Origin of the sequence: Paenibacillus sp. FSL R5-0345, assembly GCF_000758585.1 — a bacterium.
In the GTDB taxonomy this organism is placed as follows: domain Bacteria; phylum Bacillota; class Bacilli; order Paenibacillales; family Paenibacillaceae; genus Paenibacillus_AQ.
The window spans coordinates 3,825,483-3,850,313 of the sequence record NZ_CP009281.1; the positions used below are offsets into that span (position 1 = coordinate 3,825,483).

The 24,831-nt window shown below is 43.8% G+C and carries 17 protein-coding genes; 2 read left to right on the forward strand and 15 right to left on the reverse strand.

The genetic code is table 11. The features are described from left to right. The 10 genes from R50345_RS16955 to R50345_RS17000 all read right to left on the reverse strand — a co-directional run bounded on the left by R50345_RS16955 (position 1) and on the right by R50345_RS17000 (position 13,666). On the reverse strand, positions 1–2,340 hold the full coding sequence (locus R50345_RS16955) for a DUF5682 family protein (RefSeq protein WP_042128457.1): 2,340 nt from the start codon (positions 2,338–2,340) through the stop codon (positions 1–3). Then, positions 2,340–3,434: an ATP-binding protein gene (locus R50345_RS16960; protein WP_042128459.1), complete on the reverse strand. Its 1,095-nt coding sequence runs from the start codon at positions 3,432–3,434 to the stop codon at positions 2,340–2,342. Before R50345_RS16960 ends, R50345_RS16955 begins: the two co-directional genes overlap by 1 nt. Positions 3,435–3,440: 6 nt before the next feature. Continuing rightward, positions 3,441–5,318, reverse strand: a complete 1,878-nt coding sequence (locus tag R50345_RS16965) for a HEAT repeat domain-containing protein (RefSeq protein ID WP_042128461.1) — start codon at positions 5,316–5,318, stop codon at positions 3,441–3,443. A 38-nt stretch (positions 5,319–5,356) separates the two neighbouring features. Further along, on the reverse strand, positions 5,357–6,796 hold the full coding sequence (locus R50345_RS16970) for an SWIM zinc finger family protein (protein ID WP_042128463.1): 1,440 nt from the start codon (positions 6,794–6,796) through the stop codon (positions 5,357–5,359). A 232-nt stretch (positions 6,797–7,028) separates the two neighbouring features. Beyond that, a complete protein-coding gene (locus R50345_RS16975) occupies positions 7,029–8,123 on the reverse strand; it encodes an NADH:flavin oxidoreductase (RefSeq protein WP_042128464.1) in 1,095 nt (364 codons plus the stop codon). A 75-nt stretch (positions 8,124–8,198) separates the two neighbouring features. Beyond that, positions 8,199–8,678 (reverse strand): P-loop NTPase family protein, encoded by a 480-nt coding sequence (locus R50345_RS16980; protein ID WP_042128466.1) that lies wholly within the window; start codon positions 8,676–8,678, stop codon positions 8,199–8,201. Between the two features lie 149 nt (positions 8,679–8,827). After that, positions 8,828–9,673: a rhamnulose-1-phosphate aldolase gene (rhaD, locus tag R50345_RS16985; RefSeq protein WP_042128469.1), complete on the reverse strand. Its 846-nt coding sequence runs from the start codon at positions 9,671–9,673 to the stop codon at positions 8,828–8,830. A 47-nt stretch (positions 9,674–9,720) separates the two neighbouring features. Next, positions 9,721–10,977: an L-rhamnose isomerase gene (rhaA, locus tag R50345_RS16990; protein ID WP_042128471.1), complete on the reverse strand. Its 1,257-nt coding sequence runs from the start codon at positions 10,975–10,977 to the stop codon at positions 9,721–9,723. 43 nt (positions 10,978–11,020) lie between these two features. Further along, a complete protein-coding gene (rhaB, locus tag R50345_RS16995) occupies positions 11,021–12,487 on the reverse strand; it encodes a rhamnulokinase (RefSeq protein ID WP_042128473.1) in 1,467 nt (488 codons plus the stop codon). Between the two features lie 27 nt (positions 12,488–12,514). Continuing rightward, positions 12,515–13,666: an iron-containing alcohol dehydrogenase gene (locus R50345_RS17000; protein WP_042128475.1), complete on the reverse strand. Its 1,152-nt coding sequence runs from the start codon at positions 13,664–13,666 to the stop codon at positions 12,515–12,517. A 355-nt stretch (positions 13,667–14,021) separates the two neighbouring features. Between R50345_RS17000 and R50345_RS17005 the strand changes: the two genes are divergently transcribed. Next, the gene (locus tag R50345_RS17005) at positions 14,022–14,777 is read left to right on the forward strand and encodes a DeoR/GlpR family DNA-binding transcription regulator (protein WP_042128477.1); all 756 of its coding nucleotides are present in this window, start codon (positions 14,022–14,024) and stop codon (positions 14,775–14,777) included. A gap of 85 nt (positions 14,778–14,862) precedes the next feature. Here the strand turns inward: R50345_RS17005 and R50345_RS17010 are convergent, their stop codons facing one another. The 3 genes from R50345_RS17010 to zwf form a co-directional block, all read right to left on the reverse strand. After that, positions 14,863–15,507 (reverse strand): class I SAM-dependent methyltransferase, encoded by a 645-nt coding sequence (locus tag R50345_RS17010; protein WP_231573795.1) that lies wholly within the window; start codon positions 15,505–15,507, stop codon positions 14,863–14,865. A 169-nt stretch (positions 15,508–15,676) separates the two neighbouring features. Further along, positions 15,677–16,570: a phosphogluconate dehydrogenase (NAD(+)-dependent, decarboxylating) gene (gene gnd, locus R50345_RS17015; protein WP_042128478.1), complete on the reverse strand. Its 894-nt coding sequence runs from the start codon at positions 16,568–16,570 to the stop codon at positions 15,677–15,679. A gap of 72 nt (positions 16,571–16,642) precedes the next feature. Next, positions 16,643–18,178, reverse strand: coding sequence for a glucose-6-phosphate dehydrogenase (gene zwf / locus R50345_RS17020; RefSeq protein ID WP_042128481.1), 1,536 nt, complete (start codon positions 18,176–18,178; stop codon positions 16,643–16,645). Positions 18,179–18,966: 788 nt separating this feature from the next. Here zwf and R50345_RS17025 point away from each other — a divergent pair. After that, a complete protein-coding gene (locus R50345_RS17025) occupies positions 18,967–19,854 on the forward strand; it encodes a fructose bisphosphate aldolase (protein ID WP_042128483.1) in 888 nt (295 codons plus the stop codon). Positions 19,855–19,949: 95 nt separating this feature from the next. Here R50345_RS17025 and R50345_RS17030 read toward each other — a convergent pair whose 3' ends face one another. Both R50345_RS17030 and R50345_RS17035 read right to left on the reverse strand, forming a co-directional pair. Continuing rightward, positions 19,950–24,299: a DUF2252 family protein gene (locus R50345_RS17030; protein WP_042128485.1), complete on the reverse strand. Its 4,350-nt coding sequence runs from the start codon at positions 24,297–24,299 to the stop codon at positions 19,950–19,952. Between the two features lie 167 nt (positions 24,300–24,466). After that, positions 24,467–24,829 (reverse strand): DUF1304 domain-containing protein, encoded by a 363-nt coding sequence (locus R50345_RS17035; protein ID WP_042128487.1) that lies wholly within the window; start codon positions 24,827–24,829, stop codon positions 24,467–24,469. Positions 24,830–24,831 lie beyond the last annotated feature (2 nt).

Here is a 24,831-nt window from a genome sequence, read left to right on the forward strand (position 1 = left end):
TCATATATCTCCAAAGTCAAAATCATTCAAATCCTCAATCATTTTTGCTTCGGCCTCCTTCAGCTCGCCCGTCAGAATCTCAGCAGCTTGTTCAGTGTTCACGCCCCACAATTCACCTAGTAACTCAGCGATCATAGTCTTTTCTCTTGGCTCAAAGGTACTGAAGGCTCGCCGCAAAAACACTAAAGCACGCACAAATTCATCATCATCCAAAGAATTAATATACTCGTTCATTTGTTCCCACAGACTTAATCGGGATAAAAGTACATATCGATTACGCATAGACATGCCTTCGAACCAGCCTGCTCCAAGATCTGCAGGAATACCCGGTGACAGTCGTCTCGATACTTCTTCTGAACATTGCTGTGCAGTTATCGCATTACGTTCTAACAGTATGGAACATGCTACTCCAGACAAGCGCGGATTGCAGTCATCTCTTTCCGATAAATGCTTCAGCTCTTGTATCCACAACAGCTCATCGACTTCCTCACTATGCTCCATAGCTGTCTGATTCAGTATGTTCATAGCTTTTAGCATCTCACCCGATGCTTCATCATTACATTGACTCGCATCCAGCAAGAACAGACACGCTCGTCTGTACAATTGTTCTAGCAGCGGAATAAGCGGCTTGGTATCTATCCGGCGAACGTCGCCATACTGAATCAGAAGGGATAACTCATGAATGGACGCAGCGATTTGCACTACATCTCTGGTATCAACAGCTAAGCGCTGAAGTGTTTGCCGTCCTGCTTCCATCTGGTTCAGCATCCCGCACTCATAAGCCGTTCGAATAAGTGCCGACGCTTCCGCAATTGTACTGCTGTGATCTAATTTTTGCTGCAATACATAGGCTGAAGCAATCTCAATCGTTTCTCCAAGCAGCGTAGATTCAACGACTTGAATCTCGACTTCAGGAGACCACCTCATGACCCAATGCTCTGCCCATGTTGCGCCAGTCTGACCACTTGCTCTTATGTTCACTAGATCGATTCCAAGTGTTCTGAGCCTATGAAAAAGAAAAGAACGGTTTAAATCCAGATAAGCCGCTTCCTCAGAAGACACTCTTCGATTCTCCCGGAGATCTAATTCAAGATCATTTGCTACAGGGGTCTTATACTTCTCAAGCTTCAAGCGTTTTAATTGCCGATTCAGATCATCCTGAATTGGCGTCTGACTAATCCCCTCTGCCAGCTCACCAATAGCAGTACCGATATCTGTACGAGCAAGTGCTTCAGCGATTACGCTAAGCTCTCCACGCCCCAGCAAGGTCAGTGCTGCATCTCGCAAATCTCTTAACGTCGGCGCACTTCCACCGTGAAGGGCAGCTAATGACTCTGCTAAGCGCACAGCTTCAATAATTTCTGCTGTAGAGCGATGTGTCCCGCTATTGCGCAAGTATCTAGCTACAGTAGACAGATAGTGATGCGGTAAGTCATCAAGTGAACCGTTCATCATACGTTCCCACATCATTTGATAATAATGAGGTGCCAGGTTCCCTGCTCCATAGCCTGACAAGGAAGATAGTTTATAATACGTATAGGGCATAAGAGTTAGCTTGGTATTTAGTGAAGGAAGATCATCTATTTCCTCATCTGTCATACCGGTGGCCAGATCAGAAAGTGCCGCTGTATGGTAAGCTCCACATATAACAACGATCTTATGTGGTTGATGACCGGCGGTGATTGTATCCTGAATCTGACGACGCATATAAGCTTCACGAATCGTGTTGTGCGCATATTCTATTACGTTGTTATGTCTTTCATTCTCTTCCGACATCTGGCGCATTTGGGATGAGAAAGAAATGATCGCTTCCTGATATGCACCCTTGTTGGTGTTGTGTTCGAAATTGCGCTCCCAATACATATCATAATCTAGCTCGCCAGCCAGCTCTGCTATTCTTTCATAGAGAGAAACCTCCTCCGGAGCCTTCTCTTCTGAATCGTTAACTTCGGATCCCACGCTCTGTTTAGCAGAATCTCTGTTGCGGGTTCGTATATCCTGCAACGCGATAACAACTGAAGAGGGTAAATCTATAAAAGCTGTATGAGCTCCCTGCTGCTCCGCCCATTTCATCCCTTGATATTCGGGGGAATATACCGCAAGCGGCCATAAGGCTGTACGAACAGGAACTTCTTCCGTAAACGCTAAAATAGCTATCGGAGGTTTGGTTGTCGTGTTGAGGATATGGCGAATCTCAGTAGTAGCATCTGCTGGCCCTTCAATTAAAACAGCTGTGGGCTCTATCTCATCAAGGTAGCTTAATAGATGCTGCGCACCACCAGGAGACAAATGCCGCACCCCAAAAAAATGTACGCCAGCTCCAGTAGTTTCGCTCTCCACTAGTTCATCTCCTTACAAGCCGTATATAACCCCCGCCAATCTGCGCCGCGTTTCTTCATTATATTGTCGAGATACTCTCTCCAGACAAGCTGATCCTTATCATCATCCTTCACAATGGCACCTTGCAGTCCGGCGGCCAGATCCTCGTCTGTCAGTTCTCCATTACCGAAGCTTGCGGCCAGCGCCATACTATTCGTTAAGAGTGAGATCGCTTCAGCTGTGGAAATTACCCCTGCTGGAGACTTCACCTTCTCCTTCTTATCCAAGGTCATCCCGCTGCGCAGCTCACGGAAGATCGTCACGACCTTATGTAAAGCCTCATCTGCAGGAAGTGCAGCTTGTAAATCGTAGGAGGAAGCAATTTCACGGACCCGTTTCTTCACAATCTCTACTTCAGTATACAAATCCGCAGGCGCTGGAAGGACAATAATATTAAACCGCCTCTTCAAGGCAGTTGACATATCATTGACACCACGGTCTCTTGTGTTAGCTGTTGCAATAATCGAGAAGCCTTTACGAGCGCTCATCTCCTTGCCTAGCTCAGGCACTGAAATCGTCTTCTCTGATAAGATAGAGATCAACGCATCTTGTACCTCCGATGCACACCGAGAAATTTCCTCGAAACGTGCGATGCCCCCATCCTCCATTGCTCGCATGATGGGACTTTTTACTAACGCTTCCGGAGTTGGGCCTTGTGCAAGCAGCATCGCGTAGTTCCAAGAATAACGGACCTGCTCTTCACTCGTACCCGCAGTACCTTGCACGACCAGTCCTGATTGTCCATAGATAGCTGCTGATAAATTCTCAGATAACCATGACTTGGCTGTACCCGGCTCACCAATTAATAACAATGCACGATCGGTTACCAGTGTTGCTATCGCCATCTCTATTAATCGCTTGTTACCAATGTACTTAGGTGTAATCTCGGTACTCCCTGCTTTACCGCCAACTATAAACTTCAGGACAGATTGAGGCGACATCTGCCATCCTGCCGGTATCTTACCAGTGTCCGCTTTACGAAGCGCTTCCAACTCCTGTGCATACAATCTTTCTGCTGGAAGCCTCATAATATCTTGTAATAGTTCTTGACTCATCGGTAGCTACACCTCTTCTATTGGGTTTGATGGTCCTTGCATGAGGCGAATGACATACTCAAGTTGGTCTTCTGCAACCTCACTGAATCGAGGTAGAACAGTTATTATTCGACTCGCAAAACTTGCTGGAAGCTGACATAGCTGCTCAAACGTATACGGTTCAATTAATCGACATTCTGTATTTCTGTCATCTTCCAAAGCTACTAGGAGAGCCTCTTGCAGGCGTTGTTTACTTATCCCCGAACGCTCTAAACCCATCAAGAGAATATTGGCAAACCGATGGCGAAATTCAGGATTATCAGTCAATTTACGAAGCAAATACTGCATTGCTTTAGGATGTCCCGGCCGTGCAAAGGCACTTACCAGCTCGTATTGATCCAGCTCTAAAAAAACATCTAGCCAGCGTGAATCCCATTGAATAGCCATTACCTCAGGCGACTGCATTTCGATCTTATACATATATTCAATCTGGTCTGCGGGTGAATTCCAAATTGCATCATAGGTTCCATGATATCGCTGAACTGCAATTTCAGATATTGTGCGCAGCAATTGCTGCGCCATAGAAGAAGCATGGTTAGTTGAAGATGGCGCATAATTCTTTAAAACATCAACGTATTGTTCATACACTCGTTCCGGCGGAAACAAGAGATAAGCGTCTTTGAAAACATCATTTACGTAACGTCTGTTGTTTCTAAAGTAGATAAGATTCCGCTCAAGTGTTCGTTGTAATGCACCTTTAGCTTCCGCAGAGTCAATCTGTCTTAAATAGGAGGTCGCCTCTTCGATCAATGCATTCCAGCCCAACTGGTTCATATATAATGGATACTGCTCAAGTACATTTAAATATAATTTTTCTAGTTCAGGACTATGTTTATAAGATAGTACCCTAATATAATGGACTACCCTGTTCCATAATCCATCTATTTTTTTCTTATCGTCCTTCATTTCCGGGACAGTTTGAAGCATACCTGAGACCTCTTCAACAAGTCGGTTCGTGAGCTCTTGGGCTTGACACTGCCTCAGTGCAGGGACGACCAGTTCACTATCTTTTCCGGTAAATGCCTCATATAACCGATTCAGCACACTCGCCGATTCACTCTTAGCCAGCGCATTATAGGCAGCTTCACGAATCTTTTTCTTCTTATCTTTACTCCAAGCTAGCAAATCTTCTTCATATCGTTCCTTGCCCGCAAGCAGAGAAATAGCCATGGCCCGAACATCCTCTGATCCTGAATCTGCAGCTTGATAGACCAGATCCTGAACGCTATCACCACCTAATGTAGCAATTACGTACAGCTTTCTCGTCTCTACTATTCCTCCTGTCAGATCAAATTGATCCCTGAGGATGGGAATAATCTGAGGTCCATAGGCCGGCAGTATCTGCTTCATCACTAGCTCTGCAATCTCAACATATGGATCTTGGAGAGCTGCTATCGTGGGATGAATCATGCGGAGATCTTGAAATAGTCCAGCCTCATAAGCTTCCTTTATAATCTCATATCGTCCTCCGCCACGAGTACTTAGTGCCAACTGTACGGCTGACAACTTGCGATATGAGAACTGGGTAGGTAATCTTAATGGATGAACTTGTACTTCCAACAATTCGCCGTCAGGAGAAGTTACTCCCTGAGTATGCAGCACCGAGCTGAGTAGCACACTTAGGTCTTGCAGCTGCTGAGCCGATGAAAATCCTTCGGAAGGTTCCGATGCAATGACTAAAGCGATTCCCTCACCTAATCTTTTGAATATGGGAGCACGTTCGCCTAACTGTTGAAACTGTGGCAATAGCCGCTTTAAGCGGAAATCCTCAGCAGCGAGCTCACTTCCAGCGATATAAAGCCGCTTTACTTCTTGATGAAGCTCTTGTAGTAATGCTGTACTCATGGACATTCCCCCCATTATGTATAGCGCGAACCCTATTTTTAATATAAGAGTCGAATCATTTCCTTCCCTTTGATAAGTGTTAAAGGCTGCGCTTTCAATCGTCCTGTATCCAGTTGGTGTTCAAACATAAGTAGCATCGTCGTGTCCGATAATTGATCAGATGCAAAGTATTGAAGCAGCGGCAGTGTGTCCTGGTCGAGTGCTGCTACTTGATCTAACACTAGATGCTGACCCGCTACGTCCGTAATAACGAACTGATCTTGCTGAGACTTACTTATTTTATTCACATGTAGCAACAACACTGGGTTCTTGTCTGCTAGCGGATTCTTTAACTGATTCTTAATTTGTTTGAAGCTTTCAGAAAAAGAACGAGATGCCGTAGCGGCAATCCATTCCAAATCCTGATTGCTTAACGGGCGCGTTGACATATTCTCAAATCGGACCCGTCGATTACGGTCACCGGGGTAATAATATAAGGAAGGAATGACTGCAACTTCGGTAAAGCTATCTTCTTCATGAATATACTTAGCTGCTTTATAAGGACGATATTGTAGGGTACGATGTATATCACCCGTTGACTTTTCTATCCAAAAGCCTAAGTCTACATATTCCTGTCTGGCTGCATCATCATAGCTGACAAATGAAAGCTGGATCAACTCCGCATCCTGACTCATTAGACCGAATTCCTTAAGCTCCGTTAACTGCCAAGCATGTCCAAGCCATTCTTCTATCGTAGAGTCATAATTCAAAGCCATATCCGTGTCCTCAAGCTTCATCGTTAGGTGTGCGCGACCTTTCTTGATAAACGCATGAATTCTTGTTAGTTGCTCAATAGCTAATGTATAGGTCTTCTCACGGTTGTCAGGAGAGGATAGTAATAAGGCTAATCGTCTTAACTCAATCTGTGCTCCGGTTAAGTAAAAGTTGCCCATCATCTTCACATGCTCCTGAATTTCTTTAACACGTTTAGTGTCTAGAGTTCCGAGACCTGCGCGTATAAGCGATAGAGTCAGTTTCTCAAGTACAGCTAAGCCCTCCAGTTGAGCTCCAATCTTCTTCTTGAGTGCGGACTTATTCACTTTCTTAGGCTTAGGAGTAGCTCCTTCTGCAACAAGTTCAGACTTACGTTCCTCACGCTTACTCATCTTCTCCCGTTTAGCGGCAAGCTCCTCAGGAATCATTGCAGATACGAAGATCTCCTTGCCTACATAGGCATAAAGCAATCCGAGAACATGCTTACATGGGATCTGCCTACTTGGACAAGTACAGCGCATTACCGGTCTGTCAGAAACAACAAAATCAGCAGATGGAAAATAGTTGCTGCTACCGCTGCCTCCGCATTCACCAAACAGAACCACTCCGTCTTCCGACTGATTCAATTGGACGAATCGTTTCTTCTTAACTAGCCCTTGCCCGTTCTTAATCGCAGCACTGTTAGGTGCTAGAGTATCAATGAAGACTTCTGTGATATCTATCAACCTATATCCTCCTAACCTATAATGCTTTTTAATATCTATGATCATATTAAGCCTTAATGAAAATTATTCTATAAAAAGGGCTGTACATAACAAGCATTATTCCGAACCTTTAAAACGATTATATTTTATTATTAGGCCGCCTCTTTTGCAATGTTTGTGTGACTCTAGTGATTTTATCAAAAGGGCGGCCTTTCTCCAACCATACAAAGAAACCAATGTTAAATTTCTAACTTTATAATAAAGTTTTTGTCGATTCCGCCGTAAATGGTATGATCTCATCTATAGCACCGCTTTGAACTTTGGCAGGCCAAGCTGGATCGCTTATCAGCGCCCTACCAACAGCAACCAAATCAAACTCCTCACGTCCCATTCTTTCCAGCAGTTCTTCTATATTATCTTCAGACTGCTGAGCTTTTTCTTCTGCGAAAAAATCACTATGAAGACCGATAGAACCCACCGTAATACACGGTTTTCCTGTGATCTTCTTAGTCCAGCCAGCAAGATTAAGCTCAGATCCTTCAAATTCAGGTTGGCTGAAGCGTCGAGTGGAGCAATGAAAGATATCTACACCTGCGTTACTTAGCGGTGTTAAGAAGCTTTCAAGCTCATCTGCATTCTTTGCCAGCTTCTCATCATATGCGCCCAATTTCCATTGAGAGAAGCGTAGCACGATCGGAAAATCTGGTCCAACCGCTTTACGGCACGCTTCAATAATCTCTACAGCAAATGTAGTTCTGCCTACCAAATCGCCACCGTAACGATCCGTCCGTTTGTTAGTTCTTTCCCAGAAGAACTGGTCAATCAGATAACCATGGGCGCCGTGAATCTCGATCCCATCAAAACCCACTTTTTTGGCGTTCGTAGCCGCTTCTGCGAATGCTGAGACTAAGCTTTCTACTTCAGCTGTGGTCAGTGGCTCTGTTACAGGTTCTCCTGCTAAATCCAGACCTGAAGGACCTACAGGAAGGGCTTCAACATTTGGTCCTTCCCCTTTCGTACGTGTCATTCCCACATGCCATAATTGGGGAATGATCTTACCTCCAGCTGCATGAACCTCTTCTACAACCTGCTTCCAGCCCTCTAACGCTGCTTCTTCATGTAGATTGGGGATATTGGCGTGGCTGACTGCCGAAGGATGATTAATGGCTGTACCCTCGGTAACGATCAATCCTACTCCACCCTCTGCCCGTCTGCGGTAATATGCCGCAACATTACTTCCCGGTACACCATCCGGTGAGTACACGCGTGTCATTGGTGCCATGACGATTCGGTTCGCTAATAAAAGATTCCCCACTTGCAAAGATGTGAATAAAAGTTCAGTATTCATAAATTACCTCCATTTGATTAATTGATTACTTAAAGTAAGTTTAATTATGTACCCAAAAGATGGAAAACACAAATTTTAAAGTTCCTTATTTTCGTATAATCTGATAACTTTGTTCTGATATAACAGCAACTTCGCTTCAAACTCATATCGATTATTTTCAAAATCCTGTGTCCATTGATACATCTTTTTTAACATCCTAATATCCGATTTATAATGACACTTCTCAATGCCCATTTTCTGCTTAAGAAACCGAACGAAAATTCTAATTTTACGCTTCCACAACGGTGTATCAAGAAAAATTATTGTATCTGCCATTTCATATAGACATTGATAGGATTCCCGATCCGTGCCTTCAAAAATCCAAGCTCCATCCTGATCAATCTCCATAATCACCGCAACCTGTTCTTCTGGTGAGCGTTTCCTCCTTCCTTCCGGTGTCTGATGATGAACAATGGCATCCAATTCATACCAAGGAATATTTGTTTTGTTAGATAATCGCTTTGCCAATGTGGTTTTACCACTAGCTACAATACCAATGATAAGAACTTTGTTCATATGATCTCCTTATTAAGCCTTGTGACAATTTGTACGATTAACGCTACTAAATTCTGTTCATAAATTCAATTCGTAATTTTAAGAAAAAATCATAAAAAACCGGACCTCGCAAAATCTGCGAATGCCCGGTTCTTATATCTATGAAATGCTTAAACCTCAAGAATACCAGCTTTAGGTGTTACTCCGAACGCCTTAGCTAAATCCCACAGCTGTTGGTCCGTGATCTTTTGTTTAATTTCTCTCCCGCCAATCAGGTTGTAGATCGTTGCGGCCTTTTCAACAGTCTCCACAAGACCGAAGGTAGCATCCATAGTGGAGCCAGTGCCGAAAATCCCGTGCTGCGGCCAGATCACTAAGCGGTGATCCTTCATTTTCTTAGCGGTTTCGCGGCCGATTTCACTGCTTCCAGGAACGATCCATGGAATAACACTGACGCCATCAGGGAAAACAACAAGGCACTCTGTACACATTTCCCACAGCGTCTTTGTAAACTTTAATTCGTCCAGATCATGGGTGAAAGTCATTGCGATAACATTCGTAGCATGTGTGTGCAATACGATGCGATGTGTAGGGTCCACCTTTAGTCGTTCAATATGACTCATGAAATGAGATGCCAATTCACTAGTAGGTACAGCTCCGTTCCGTAATCCCCATAACACTTCTACGCTTTCCCCATTAGCGCTAACACGAAGCACACCAAGATTCGCTTCCGGGTCTTTGATCACATTTCTGAAATATTTGCCTGACCCCGTCACGATGAAGTATTTGCCCGCTAATTCCTTTACCGGAAAGGTAAGCTTAATGGTACGAAGCGGCTCCAACACATTAATATATTTTGCAACCTCATTCTCATCCAGCAGATAGCTGACATTACCACCATTTAGCTCATCCCAGCCTAGCTCCCACATATGACGAGTAATCTCTGACATTTCCTGAATAAACGGAGCCTCACTGCTTGCAATATACCCTTTGGATTCTAATACGGATGTACTCATGTCAATCTCTCCTTTGTATATGTTGCTCTCATATCCACTCTAACGCTCTATCTTGTTAACAGAACTTCCTGTTCATAACTTTTCACTTCAGCCAGCCATTGCTCCCGAACGGGTGTATCTTGGGAAGCACAGTAGTAATCCCACACGGCTCCAAACGGATACGATTTGAATTCTTCCACCAAAGCTAGTCGTGAAGTGTAATCACCAGACAACTCGATTCGCTTCAGTTCTTCCACAGGTTCGAGCATTGCGCGAAGTAATGCCTTAATGGTATTGCGTGTTCCAATCACCCAAGCAGCGATATGATTAATGCTCCCATCAAAGAAATCCAATCCTATATTCGTTCGGGAGAGTAAATCTCCTCGTACCAACTCACGGGCGATTTCCATCAACTCGTCATCCATCGTTACAACGTGGTCACTATCCCAACGAACAGGTCTACTAACATGTAGCAGCAGCTGCTCACTAAACATAAGAATCGACGATAGCTTATTCGAGATCATCTCTGTAGGATGGAAATGCCCGGCATCCAGACAAATGGTTTTGCCGCGAGTTAATCCATAGCCCATATAGAACTCATGTGATCCAACTACATAACTCTCAGATCCAATTCCGAACAATTTACTTTCTAAAGCATCGATATTATAAAGAGGATCTATTTCCTCACTAAAAATCTCATCCAGCGATTCCTTTAAACGCACTCTCGGAGCTAAACGATCGACTGGTGTATCTTTATATCCGTCTGGTACCCAAAAGTTAGTCACGCAAGGTTGACCCAGTTCCTTACCAAAATGCTCAGCAATCGTGCGAGAAGCCTTACAATGCTTAATCCAGAAGTTACGAATCTCCTCATCCCAGTGACTAAGCGTAAAACCGTCTGCTGCTTTCGGATGCGAGAAACAAGTAGGATTAAAATCAAGCCCCAGCCCCTGCTCCTTCGCCCAGTCTACCCAAGATTGAAAGTGGCGTGGTTCTAATTCGTCCAGGTCCACTTCTTCATCTGTATCCGCATAGATAGCGTGTAAATTCACTTTGTGCTTGCCAGGAATAAGAGTTAAAGCCTTCTCTAAATCTTGACGAAGTTGATCTGGCGTGCCAGCACGGCCGTGATAACTACCTGTTACCGCTATTCCTCCGCCTAGTTCTTTATCTTTAAAAAGAAACCCTTGTACATCATCGCCCTGCCAGCAATGTATGGAAATCTTAATTTGCGCGAGCTGCTCCAGCACTTTCTCCACATCAATACCGTGGGCTGCGTATAGTTTTTTGGCTTCGTTATAACTAGTGATAATACTCTGGTCCATGCTGTAGTTCCTCCTAAAATCATATAACGTATGTTTAATTTAATTAGATTTGATATTGTATTGTGGACAACTGAAGCTCTTTCCACCGACTTAGAATGTCTTCAAGATGAGCGGTCGGGCGCGGTGTATACGACTTTATCTCAAAGGATTGACCGATAATTTCTCTTGCTTCATGAATATCCGAAATGCTTCCCGTGCTAATCATCTGCACCACTATATTTCCAAGCGCTGTGGATTCCGTTGGGCCAGCCTTCACTTCTCTGCCTATAACATCAGCAGTCAGTTGGCATAACAGACTGTTGTTAGCACCTCCCCCAACAATCTGCAGAACCTCGATACGGCTTTCTATCAGCTCTTCTAATCCTTCCAAGGAAGTAAAGTACGATAATGCTAAGCTATCAAAAATGCAGCGGGCCAACTGGCCCAGTGTTTCTGGAACTCGCTGCCCACTCTCTGAGCAAGCACTACGGATTTCATCTATCATATTTACCGGATTGAGAAATCTTGGATCATTACAAGAGATCAGGCTTTGGAAGCCTTCCTCTCCTTGTGCAAGTTCTGCTAGCTCCGCAAAGCTGTAACGTCCGTCCATCAGCCTGCGAACCTCTTGGATGAGCCAAAGGCCCATAATATTTTTGAGGAAACGGTAGGAGCCGTAGGCGCCCCATTCATTGGTGTAGTTAGCCTGCATGGCCTTCATAGAATTAAGAGGCAGAGTTCGTTCTACTCCCAGTAAAGACCATGTACCGCTGCTAATATACGCGGAGTCCTTTTGGAGAGGCGCACCCAGCACTGCAGACGCTGTATCATGTGTGGCTACACAGATCAGTTGGCAATCTGGAAGATCATAAGTCTGTACTAGAGCTTCGTCGAGAGGACCAAGAACCACTCCCGGTTCAGTCAATGTAGCAAACTGTTCTCTCTTAATATTTAGAAATTTCAACAGATCATCGTCGAAATCTCGACTGTCCAGATTCAACAGCTGTGTTGTAGATGCATTAGTAACCTCATTGATTTTGCGACCGGTTAGTCTGTAATACATATAATCAGGCACGAGTAGAATTTGATCTGCCTCAGCTAATTCTTCTTTACTATGAACATATAGCTGGTACAACGTATTGATAGATAATTTCTGGATTCCAGTCTTTTCATATATGGCTTGTGCTGAAATGTACTTTTCCACCTCATCCATAGCCAGATCGGTTCTACGATCACGATAAGCGAAAACTTCCTGAACACGGTTTCCCTCTGCATCCACAAGTACATAATCTACAGCCCAAGTATCTATACCCAGCGTACACGCTGTGATGCCTTGAGCCTTGGCTTTCTGAAGCCCTATAATGATCTGCTCGAATAAATAATCGATGTCCCAGAAACAGGAATCCTCCTGTTCTGTAAAACGATTGCTAAACCGATGAATTTCCTCTAAGGTGAGAACACCCTCTTGAAGTATTCCGCGTACTAGCCGCCCACTAGAGGCTCCAATATCGACGGCGATATGATTATTCATAAAGAATCTCCTATAGTAAGGGATGATTTATAGTATTTTTTTGAAAAGTGCAATGACTTCTTCTTTCGTAGGAATAAAAGGATTACCTGGTGCACAAGCATCCTTCATGGAGTTCTCTGCTAAAAGATCAAGATCGACCTCTTCCACTCCAAGCTCGGATAGTTTAGATGGAATTCCAACTTCTGTAGACAACGCTTTGATCGACTCGATGACAAAGTCAGCGCACTGCTTATCGGTTTGATCCTCAACGTTTAATCCAATCGCTTTTGCAATAGCTCTGAATTTCTCGGGTACGTATTTGGCATTCTCTTCTTCCACATAAGGAAGCAACATTGCGTTACATACGCCATGTGGCAGATCATATACACCGCCAAGCTGATGCGCCATCGCATGTACATATCCAAGACCTGCATTATTGAAAGCAAGACCGCCTAAGAAAATCGCATACACCATTTGCTCACGAGCCTCAATATCATGGCCATTCTTCACGGTACGGGCCAAGTTAGCGAAAATAATCTCCACTGCGGCTAGTGCCGTAGCGTCAGTTACCGGATATGCTCCTGGCGTTACTAATGCCTCAATTGCATGCGTCAAAGCGTCCATTCCTGTTGCTGCCGTAAGTGCAGCGGGTTTATCTACCATAAGCTCTGGATCATTAACTGAGATGGTAGCAATGCTGTTCTTATCTACCATTACCATCTTCACTTTACGTTCTTCGTCTGTAATTACATAGTTAATCGTTACTTCTGCTGAAGTGCCAGCGGTAGTATTAACTGCAACGATCGGCAACGACTTATGCTTCGACTTGTGTACGCCCTCATATTCTTTGATGTGACCGCCATTCGTGGCGATAATCCCAATCGCCTTGGCCGTATCTTGTGGCGAACCACCGCCGATGGAGATCAGATAGTCACAATTCTGTGCTTGGAGATAATCCACCCCGTCATGAACATTATTACAGGTCGGATTAGGTTTCACTTCATCATAGATGGCATATTCAATCCCCGCATCATCCAATACTGCCAGCAATTTACCGGCAATGCCGCTCTTCATTAGGAATTTGTCTGTGACTACAAGTGCCTTCTTCAAATTCAGTTCTTGAATGTAAGGACCAATTTCCTGCAAACATCCCTTGCCCATAATATTGATTGATGGAACGTAAAACACATGTGTGCTCATTTTATGACCAGCCTCCTAATGTGAATTCATCAACATCAAATTAATTCACTTGCTCTGCAAGCTAGAGTATATTTTCTCGTCTATAACGCCTCTGGCTGGCCCCTGAATCGTAACCCGGCCGGCTCTAGAATCTCCCTAACTCGACTACTCTTAAAGGATTTCTTTTCCTCTTTCATCGTATGCTCAGAAATCTTTGTTGTCAACACATTAAATATTATTTATGTTGTTTTTGTTTGTTTTATATCTGTTTTGTGAATATTTTTGGCGAATACAGATATATATACGTTGTTTTTATTGCAAAACACAGATATTTAACGTTATGATTGTAAAATATAGCTTTGGAAAGGTGATTCCTATGCTTGCAGCCGAAAGACGTAAAAAAATAATCGATCTAGTCCATCAGGATAAACGAGTACTAGTTTCTGATCTAAGCAAAATGTTTGAGGTCACAGAAGAGACGATACGCAGAGATTTGGAGAAGCTTGAGAAGGATGGCATCCTTAGTCGTACCTATGGCGGTGCCATGCTGAATCGTCATACGAATGAGGACTTACCTTTTGTGACACGTAATGCGCTGAATACAGATATTAAACGTGGGATTGCCCTGAAAGCGCTCGACTTAATTAATGATGGAGATACACTTATGGTAGATCCAAGCTCAACAGCTTTTGAATTTCTAAAATTACTCGGCAACAAAAACAATCTAACCATCATCACAAACTCCATTAATATTTTGCATGAGTTCTCGAATTCAGGGATGGATATCATCTCTACTGGCGGTTCACTTCGTTACCGTTCGTTGTCACTGGTAGGACCGGTAGCCCATGACACCATTCAAAGATACAATGTGGATACTGCGGTGATCAGTTGCAAAGGAATTGATATGGAGCGAGGGATCACAGATTCCAACGAACCTGAGTGCGAGCTCAAGAAGTACATGCTGCGGCAAGCCAATAAGGTCGTTCTCCTGGCGGATCACACCAAATTCGATAAGACGGCTTTTACAAAGCTGGTTGAGCTTGGCCATATTGATTTTTTGATCACGGACCGTAAGCCTTCTGAAGCTTGGCTGAAACGTCTGAACGAGGAAAATATTGAGGTTCTCTCTTAACTGAGGGTAAGAACATACTTAGCCTAATTTAAAAACGCCGTTCCCTAGCGATTTATAGGTAACGGCATTTGTCGAATTCTCATCCTTATCTTTCTGTATAAACCTGGGAAACTGAAATTACATCCCTTGAAGAAGTAGTATGATCAGCCTGTTTTACTTGTGTAGAAGCCTTCTTTCTACAAATATATACAAGAGCCGGCGGGAAATTCAGCATCACCCATTTAGCACTCACAATTTCAAAATGCTGCATTAATTCCTTCTTCATTTGAGGAAAATACTCAAACGTGATAAACCACCCGCCCTCTTTTAAAGAGGATGTAATTTGTTCAATGTAAAGCGTCCGATCTGAGGCTGAGAAATTTCGAAAAGACAAACTGCTCACAATGCAGTCTAACTTCTCCAACCTGCTATTATGAAGCGCAAGCCTTAATCGCAAACAATCATTATGGAAAATTCGGTCAGGGTAATCAAGTCGTAGTTGTTGACGAAAATCCGTATCCTTTTCAAACAAAAGCACGTTCATCTCGGTCTTTTCCTCGTTTGGAATAAACCTAGTGATCGCTCCAGTACCCGCACCCAGCTCAGCTAAATTACGCATTTGTTGCCACGGAATGGCGTTGAGCATCGTTTTTGCCAGCCAGCGCGAACTGGGAGTAACGCTTCCTAATTGTCGGGGCGCATGCAGAAATTTATACAGAAAATGAAGTCTCTCATGAATTCCGCTTCGCATGTTCATTCCCCCTTGTATCATTAAATTCCCCATCTAATTCTAAAATATGTTATTAACATTAAAGTCGTACTCGATCTATTCTCTCCATTTATTAATTTTCGCAAAACAAAAGCCCAAATCTCACCGCAAAATGAATTGCGAGAAAATTCGGGCTAATGATTAACATTAGTTACTTCGTTTCAACGGCATGTCCGCCAAATTCATTCCGAAGAGCAGCCACTACTTTGCCAGTAAAGGTATCCGTCTCAAGAGAACGGTAGCGCATTAATAACGCCATCGCGATTACGGGCGTTGCAGCTTGCAAATCAAATGCAGTTTCGAGCGTCCATCTGCCTTCACCGGAGGAGTGCATAATCCCTTTGATCTCATCCAATTTAGCATCTTTCGAGAACGCACGTTCAACCAGTTCCATCAGCCAAGACCGGATGACGGAGCCATGATTCCATACCCGAGCGACTTCCTCAAAGTTGTAATCAAACTCACTCTTCTCCAATACCTCAAAGCCTTCACCTATGGCAGCCATCATGCCGTATTCGATACCGTTATGCACCATTTTTAGGAAATGGCCGCTACCAGCCTTACCGGCATATAAAAAGCCGCTTTCTACAGCCGTATCACGGAAAATGGGCTCCACAACCTCCCAAGCTTCTGGATCTCCGCCAACCATGTAACAAGCTCCGTTACGCGCACCTTCCATCCCTCCGGATGTACCTGCATCCATAAAGCTGATTCCGTATTCCTTCAATTGCTCATATCGGCGAATAGACTCTTTATAATGCGAATTCCCCGCTTCAATGACAATATCCCCTTTAGATAACAAAGGTGTAAGCTCAGCAATGACTGAATCCACAACCTGATGTGGAACCATGATCCAAATAATCCTAGGTGTTTCCAATTGTTGTACTAACTCAGGAAGCGTTACTGCCCCTTTAGCACCTTTAGCTTTCATTTCCTCCACAGCAGGTGCATTCAAATCAAATGCGACAACCTCATGTCCATGATCCAGCAAATTCTGGCCCAAATTGAAGCCCATTTTTCCTAATCCAACTAATCCTACTTTCATATAATTCCCCTCCGATATATAGATTCTTGTGATGTAAATTAGCTATTTTTCTCAAAAAAAACAGGCAGGGGCTTACGCCCCTGGCCGTATAGATTCCTGCGTTGCTGCAACTTCAGCCTGAGCTGTGAGTTCTTCTGACTGCTCAGCTGCCTCATCGAACCACCAGCGATCTTCACCTAATAGCTCCATAGCCGCATCTGGACCATAAGAACCTGAAGCATATGTGTGAAGTGGCATAAGCCCCTCTTCCATTGCCTCTTGGATAGGTGTAACCCATTGCCAAGACAGTTCAACTTCTCTCCAGTGCGCAAAGAAGGTAGCATCTCCACGAAGCGCATCGAAGATTAGATTCTCGTAGGCTTCCGGAACATCAGAGGTACCCGCTTCATAAGTAGCGCGGACAGGCTCAAGCTTTCCTTTTTGCAGCTGATCTTTCGTGTTAAGTTGTAACGTAATGGCTTCATTCGGTCCAATCTCGATAATCAGTAAATTCGGTACGTCATTTCCTTTATTCAAGTTATTACTATCATTAAACGGTTCTTTAAACTCAATAACAATTCGTGTGGATTTCTCCTTCATTCTCTTCCCAGTACGAACGTAGAAGGGTACATCATTCCATAGCGGATCATCTATAAATAGACGCGCTGCGATAAATGTTTCATTTTGCGAGGATTGATTAATTCCCGGCTCATTCAGATAACCTGCCACAGCATTCCCTTTAATTTCACCTTCTGTATATTGTCCACGGACAACATGTTTATTAACCTCATCTTTGCTAATTGGAATGAGATGCTCCATGACGTAAATTTTCTTCCCGCGGATTTCTTCAGGTGTACTGCCCTTAGGAAGCTGCATCGCCATCATCATCATCAACTGCAGCATATGATTCTGGAACATATCACGAAGTGCGCCAGCTTTATCATAATAGCCTGCCCGTTCTTCAACACCGACAGTCTCACTCGCCGTAATTTGAACATTCGCAATATATCTATTTTTCCACAGCGCTCTTAGCACTGGATTAGAATACTTCAGGACTTCCAAGTTCTGAACCATCGGTTTACCTAGGAAGTGGTCAATCCGGAAGATTTCTTCTTCAGTAAATACAGCATTCAAGCTATCATTCAGCTCTCTAGCTGATTTCAAATCTGTACCAAAAGGCTTCTCAATGATCAGACGTTTCCAGCCTTTCGTAGAACCCAGACCACTTGAGTGAATATTAGCTGCGATTTCCTTGAAAAACTCAGGACCCACTGACAAATAGAACATCCGGTTCTCCGGAATATTGAATAGCTGCTCACGACGTTGTACATGCTCCAGCAGCTTCAAGTAATCTTCTGTATTCCCTACATCTAGAACGCTATATTCAAAAGCCTCCAAGAACACCTGCAATTGCGGTGAATCAACCGCTGGTTGTCTAGAAAACGTCTGTAAGGATTGCAGTACTTGCTTACGGAAGGCTTCGTTTGAAACTTCTCTTCTTCCTAATCCAATCACGGAAAGAGGACCTGAAATTTGACCATCTAAAAAGAGGTTATATAGTGCAGGATAGATTTTACGTTTTGCCAAATCTCCTGTAGCGCCGAATAGCACAAATGTTGATGATTCCACTTTCATTCCTCCTGTTGTTATATATTATTTATATACTTACTTTTAATTACTAACATACTCAGTAGAATCAATCATACGACTGATATTTTCATACGTCAACCTCATTTTGACATTTACGAAAAGTTATTATTTTCACAAAGCTAAGAAATGGTAATTATGATTAATGTCACAAAGAAAATCTTATTGGATTATTCGTATTAAATTACTCGGGTATTCTCATTCATTAAAGGAAAATCTTAAGCCCAACGCGGCTTTAGCGAATCTGAACTCACGCTTTCCAATTTCAAAAACCATCACCACAGCCGCTTTGTAACAAGAATAAAATTTCCAGTCGCTACATTTACTCAATCTCCCTCGTATTTCCAAACTAACTTAAAGTATTTAATCATTTTGGGATGAATGACATCGTGAAAGGGAATTGCTATTTGTTCTCGATTTTGGGAAATGAGCATAAAAAGAGAACGTTTCGAGGAACATTATCAGAGAATGCTTCGAAGAGATTAGTGGATTAATGCCGATCGAAGTTTACCACGTTGGCATCATCACAATTTCGTGTATCTGCACTTTGTAAGCACTTTGAATGACCTTGGCGTAACATTATATTCCCGCATAGCCAAGCCGAGATTGGATCGGACTCAGATGACCTAATTTCAATGATTGAGTCCAGCTCATGTTAGAAGGTAACCACACTGGTTCACTCGCCTCTTGTTTAGGGCCAGTATATTAGGTGTTATAATTAAAGAGAATATGAATATCCATTCAGTTCACGAAAGGAAGGAGATTTTTTCATGAATATGAAGCAATGGGATCGGATTCGGACGGGACAGGGTTTTATAGCGGCCTTGGACCAAAGTGGTGGTAGCACACCAAAAGCGCTGCTGCAATACGGTGTTACAGAAGACAGTTACTCCAATGAAGATCAAATGTACGAATTGGTTCACGAGATGAGAACGCGCATTATCAAGAGCCCTGCATTTGATTCAAAGTATATACTGGGTGCCATCTTATTTGAGAACACTATGGATCGTCTCATTGACGGGAAATATACTGCTGATTATCTCTGGGAGGAAAAAGGCATTGTACCCTTTCTAAAAATCGATAAAGGACTCGCCGACCCAGAAGACGGGGTACAGCTCATGAAGCCAATTCCCGGCTTAAGTGACCTTTTGCAGCGTGCCAACGAACGACATATTTTCGGGACGAAAATGCGCTCGGTGATCAAAGAGGCCAATCCTTCCGGCATCAAAAAAGTGGTTGAACAACAGTTTGAAGTCGGCAAGCAAATTTTAGAAGCGGGGCTGGTTCCGATTATCGAACCGGAGGTCGATATCCACACCGCTGATAAAACAGCTTCGGAAAAGCTGTTAAAAGCAGAACTTTCAGCTCAATTGTCTAAGCTGGGCAAAGATGTGAAGGTCATGCTGAAGCTCTCCATCCCCACAGAAAATAACTTCTACCGCGAATTAATGGAGGATCCTCACGTTTTGAGAATTGTTGCATTGTCCGGTGGATACACACAGGCTGAGGCCAACGATAAGCTCGCCCACAATCAAGGATTAATCGCCAGCTTCTCGCGTGCTTTATCGCAAGGACTAAGTGCCGGGCAGTCAAACGATGAGTTTAACGCGCTCCTATCTAAATCTGTAGAAGCAATTTATGCAGCCTCTATTCAATAAGCTGCTCTTCTCTTCGTGAAGACTCAAATCATTAATAAAGGCTGTTTCCTTACAGGTGAATACCTGCAGGGAAACAGCCTTTTTCTAATCTGAATTTACTTTTTTAAAGTTAGTGCTCTCAGAATGATGGTTGCGGCTTCAGCACGAGTAGTACTGCCTTGCGGTTTCAATGTACCATCTGTATAACCCTCGAGAAGTCCCTCGGCAATAGCTGCTCCTAGCGCAGGTCGAGCCCAGGTGGAGACCTTTGCACTATCTGAGAAGTTCATACTCATATCTGTTTCTACGAGCTGCGCTGCGCGAACGACTATTGTCGCAACCTGTTCACGAGTTACGATCTCATCTGGTCCAAAGTTGCCATTGTTATAGCCATTAACAACGCCCAGTGCTGCCGCTGTTGCAATGGCTTCATTAGCCCAATGCGTCTTCGTGTCGCCAAACACTTTACCAACATCGGCCTGAAGCCCGAAGGCTTTGACAATTATCGATACGAATTCGGCTCTTGTAATCTTGCTATCCGGTTTAAATGTATTGTCCGGGTAGCCATTGATCGCACCTAGTTTAACCAGGTCTCTGATGCTTATTTCAGCCCAATGTCCTTTGATATCTACGAAATCCACATCCGGTGAAGGGCTCGGAGCCACTGTTTTTTCAGAGACCAGAACGGCAAATTTTGTGAAATGAGTTACCGTTCCCGACACTGTTCCACTTTCCTGATCCACTTGCAGATTGTCCAGATGAACCCATTTTTTCGTTTGCTCGTTCAACCAGTACAAACCTACAATGGATTTGTTAAAGTCTACTTTTGTCTTGTCAAAAGGCAGTGTGATCGTAATCGCTTTAGCAAAATCCCCTTCCTTGTTCTTGATGATCTCATAAATATCACCCAGCAATTTCAAGTCAGATCCGGAGAACAGGTTAACGGTGTCTTCTAGTTTAGTTACAGTTATCGTAATCCCGTTATCCATAGCTCCAGCCGGAACATTAATTTTGACTCCGTTCAAAGTTAGTACACCACCGTTTGCCGGAACTGTTCCGCTATTGACCGAAGGATTAACCTGATCCGTCCCTCCTGTCGAAGTCGATGGATTAGAGGGCTCCGTTGGTTGCGTTGTAGCAGCTTCAGCTCTGGTCACAATCACAGTGTACGTATTGCTGATACCGTCTGATGAGGTCACTACAATCGGAATGACATTGCTGCCAACATTCAAACTAATCGTCCCGCTTGCTTGCCCATTCACTGCCGGAGTACCGTTTACGGTGAAGGAAGCAGAGCTGTCATATACACTTGCTGTTACTGTAATGCTTGCTATTTCATTGTCCACATGCGCAGAATACTCGGTGATTTCCGACCCAAAGGCAGGGCTCAGCGTGCCGCTAGACAATGTCAATGCACTCAAATCTGTACTGCCGCTCGCTTCTTCTGCGGCAGATCTTGTCACGATCACGGTATAGGTCTTGGTAGAGCCGTCTCGTGCCGTCACCGCAAACGGTATTTCAATTGCTCCAACTGACAGCTCAAAGGATATTCCGGTTCCGTTGGCATAGGATTGTCCTTGAGCAGTTAACTCCGCTTTAGCATCGGTAGCCTTCGCCATAAGCTCAATAGACTCGACGGAGTGATCTACCGTAACAGTATATTCGGTGATTCCAGCAGCGAATGACGGTGATAAAGTACCTGTCTGAACAGTCAAGTCATCCAGCGTCGAAACATCAATCAGCGTGCCTGCTAGCATATCACTTTGGACTAGTGCAAAGTCTGCTACCACCTGATGTGAATAATCCTCGGCAGCATTCAGAATAAAGTTCTTAAGATCGCTCCATACTGGAAGTACATTCGTCACAAAACGCTCTTCAAATTTGTAGTTCAACTCGTCGGATACCTTGTCCAAACGAGAATCCGTATAAGCATAAGCTTTTGCCGCATCAATCAAATATTGTTCCAGTTCATCTTTGTTCTTGAATGGTTTATCCGTGTAATCTCCCTTAAATGGCGATACCTCCCGGATCAGATAAGAACGGCTGGAAGCTTCCAGTACACCCAGATAAACATCAGGATCTACCGCAGTTTTAATATACGCATCTTTGGAGAGGTAGGCATCACGTGTCTGCTCTTTCACATCAAGCAAAATATCGTCCGTGTTCGCCCCGCTCCCACCTTCAATCAGCACGTTATAGCGCTCGACTCCGATGCTGCCAATCCCCTGATGGATGCGGCGCACGATATCCTTGATGGTAAAATAAGCATCAAATTGCTCGTCGGTTAAATTCGGGAAATCCCCTCTGACTTGAGCCTTGTAATTTTCCCAATCTGTGTGCAAGGATGTTGTTTCTGCTTCAGTCGCGAGTTCAAACTTATCCGAATTTCCGGCTATGTTGAGTTTTCCATTCAATGCACGTTTACTGAGCAATTTTTGCAAAGCCTCAGCGTAAGATACCTTTGAAGCACTGTCCATAACTGTTTTAGTATAGGCTGTAACGTTACTTTTGGTTAGCTTGGTAATTTTCTTACTGTTGTCATTATTAATTTCTGTTAACGTGTCTTTGTATGTCTCCAGGAATTTTGCAGATACCTCTCGAAAATCGGCGTCCTGCAGATTAGCAATGCCTGAACTGTCCTTATCATACTTCACGACATAAATGCTCGTTACAAAACGAATCAGGTCATCATAAAAACTGCCAATTCCCGCAGAGTCAACATCATTCAGACTAAATACCATCGTTTCCGTGCTGTCATTGAAGGTTCCCACATTCTGAATATGGGCATCACCTTGCGTGTAGGTTAGAATATCCTTATCTTTCCACCCCGCGATAATCGAGTCTGGAGAGGGAATGAGATGATTCGCCTGATCGGACTTGAACAATGAATTCGTACCACGTAAAAAGGTGTACGCATTAGCTCCCATTGCATTGCTTCCGTATTTATATTCCTTGGTGACAGGATCATTAAACCCGGTATTGTCCGCTATTATTCTTTGCTCAACCACTTGCTTCCGAGCTTCGTCAGAAAGAACAGGCTGACTATAGCGCAGTATAGAAATTCCTATAGCGTCAGATTCTACCCAACCGCTATCCTGCACAGCTTGCGGCTTCAAAGTCACATTAAGCGGCACTGTATCCATAACAGCTGATGCTGCTGTACCGGAAATGGAAATAGTGATCGTATTACTACTGCTTTGTCCTTCAGCCGTAATCTTCCAATCTCCAGCAGGAAGGCCAACCACGCTATAAGCATTTGCACTTAGGGTGCCATCAACCGCAGTCCCGGCGTTAAGTTTCAACCGTAGAAGTGCGTTCATATCCTTTGCACTGCTCATAGGGATCGTGGAGGAATCTGGAGGAGCTACGATTTTATTGGAAGGTGTAAACTTAGCCAATGTCACTGTATTTGTCTTTTGATAAACGGTCACAGGTTCAGTTGGCTTGTTGCCCTGATTCCAGGCTCCAGGAAGAATATTAAACGTTAGATTGGCATCAGACTCTACATTGCCAGAGCCATCTCCAGATATCGTAATTGTGATTTGTTCACCACTAGCGGCTGCCGAGGCAGAAAAGCCTGCTGGAAGACCGATTACGTTGAAATCCCCTGAAGCCCATGCTCCTTGTTTTAGAACAGCGTTGAAGGCTTTCAGAATAATAGTATTATGATCTGAATCCACGGCAGAGCTGGACTTCATCTGTACCGTCTGATTATTTTCTAAAAAGGCATACGCCGCTGGGCTGCTGGAATTACGAGCCTTTGCACCTTTGACTTTTTCAAAATCTTTTCCGTTATTCTTTGTATCCCAGTTATTCCCGCTATTCGGGAAGGACGCCGAGGTCAGGTTGGACGTAGGCTCCAATGGATCGAACACCAAGCGCTGCATCGTATTTTGCTTGCCAGCCTGCGGTGCTGGACTTCCCCAAAAAGCATCCACCGCATCGTACCCAACAAAATCCACTACATTATCCTTTAGCGAATCTTTCATCGGGTCGTTGTCGGTCAATTTTTGGTTCGTATTCAGTAGAGCAAGTTTACCGCTGTTATTCCCTAGTTTAAAAGATCCCTCAACGGCATCTGCTTGTGGCAATTGTGCTCCGACATTTCCGTTGCTGCCCAGCGCGACCAAATAATAACCGTAAGCAGGAATCTGTGCTGTCGGTGCACCTAAATTTGCTATCTTCCAGTTGTTTTTTTGGTTATCAGCGAATTGTAAAGACCAGCCGTTTAATGAAATAGGCTTCGACGTAGGATTAAATAATTCAACAAAATCGCTAGAGTACACGTCGAGAACATCGTCTTTTTTCCCTCCATAAAAATGGCTAATTACTATGTTCTCCGCCAGATTATCGGTATTCGTCGAATCTGCCGCTGCATAGCCTGTCCCCGCTAAAACCCACAAGGATTGCACAAACATTGCTGACACAATGGCGACTGAGATCCAGCGCTGAACTATTTTTTTCAAATTGATTGACCCCTCTCCCATTTCAAAATTCAGATAATTATATCAACTGAATGTCATAGGAAAGTAAATTGAACTGCATGATTAGGTCATTTTATCTCACACAAAAAGGGCTTCACCACGCAAACACGCGAGGTAAAAGCCCTAAATTCACTAGCTTTTTGGTTATCTTAAATCGAAACTACTAGGATTAAAGCGATGAAAGCTGGGAGTCCTTGCATGAATAAAATAGATTTTTTTACCGTCAGGGCACCATAAATCGCTGCCACTATCACAGTGCACAGGAAGAAGATATCAATTTGGTAGCCGAAATTCACATTCGGATGAACCAGTCCCCAAATTAAGCCAGCAGCTAAAAATCCATTATACAACCCTTGATTCGCTGCTAGAGTTTTAGAAGCATCTGCAACTTCTTGCGTCATTCCAAAGACTCGAAGCCCTTTGGGCTTTGACCAAGCGAACATTTCCAGATATACAATGTAGATATGTATTAACGCAACAACACCTACCATGATATTAGCTATCCATTCCATGA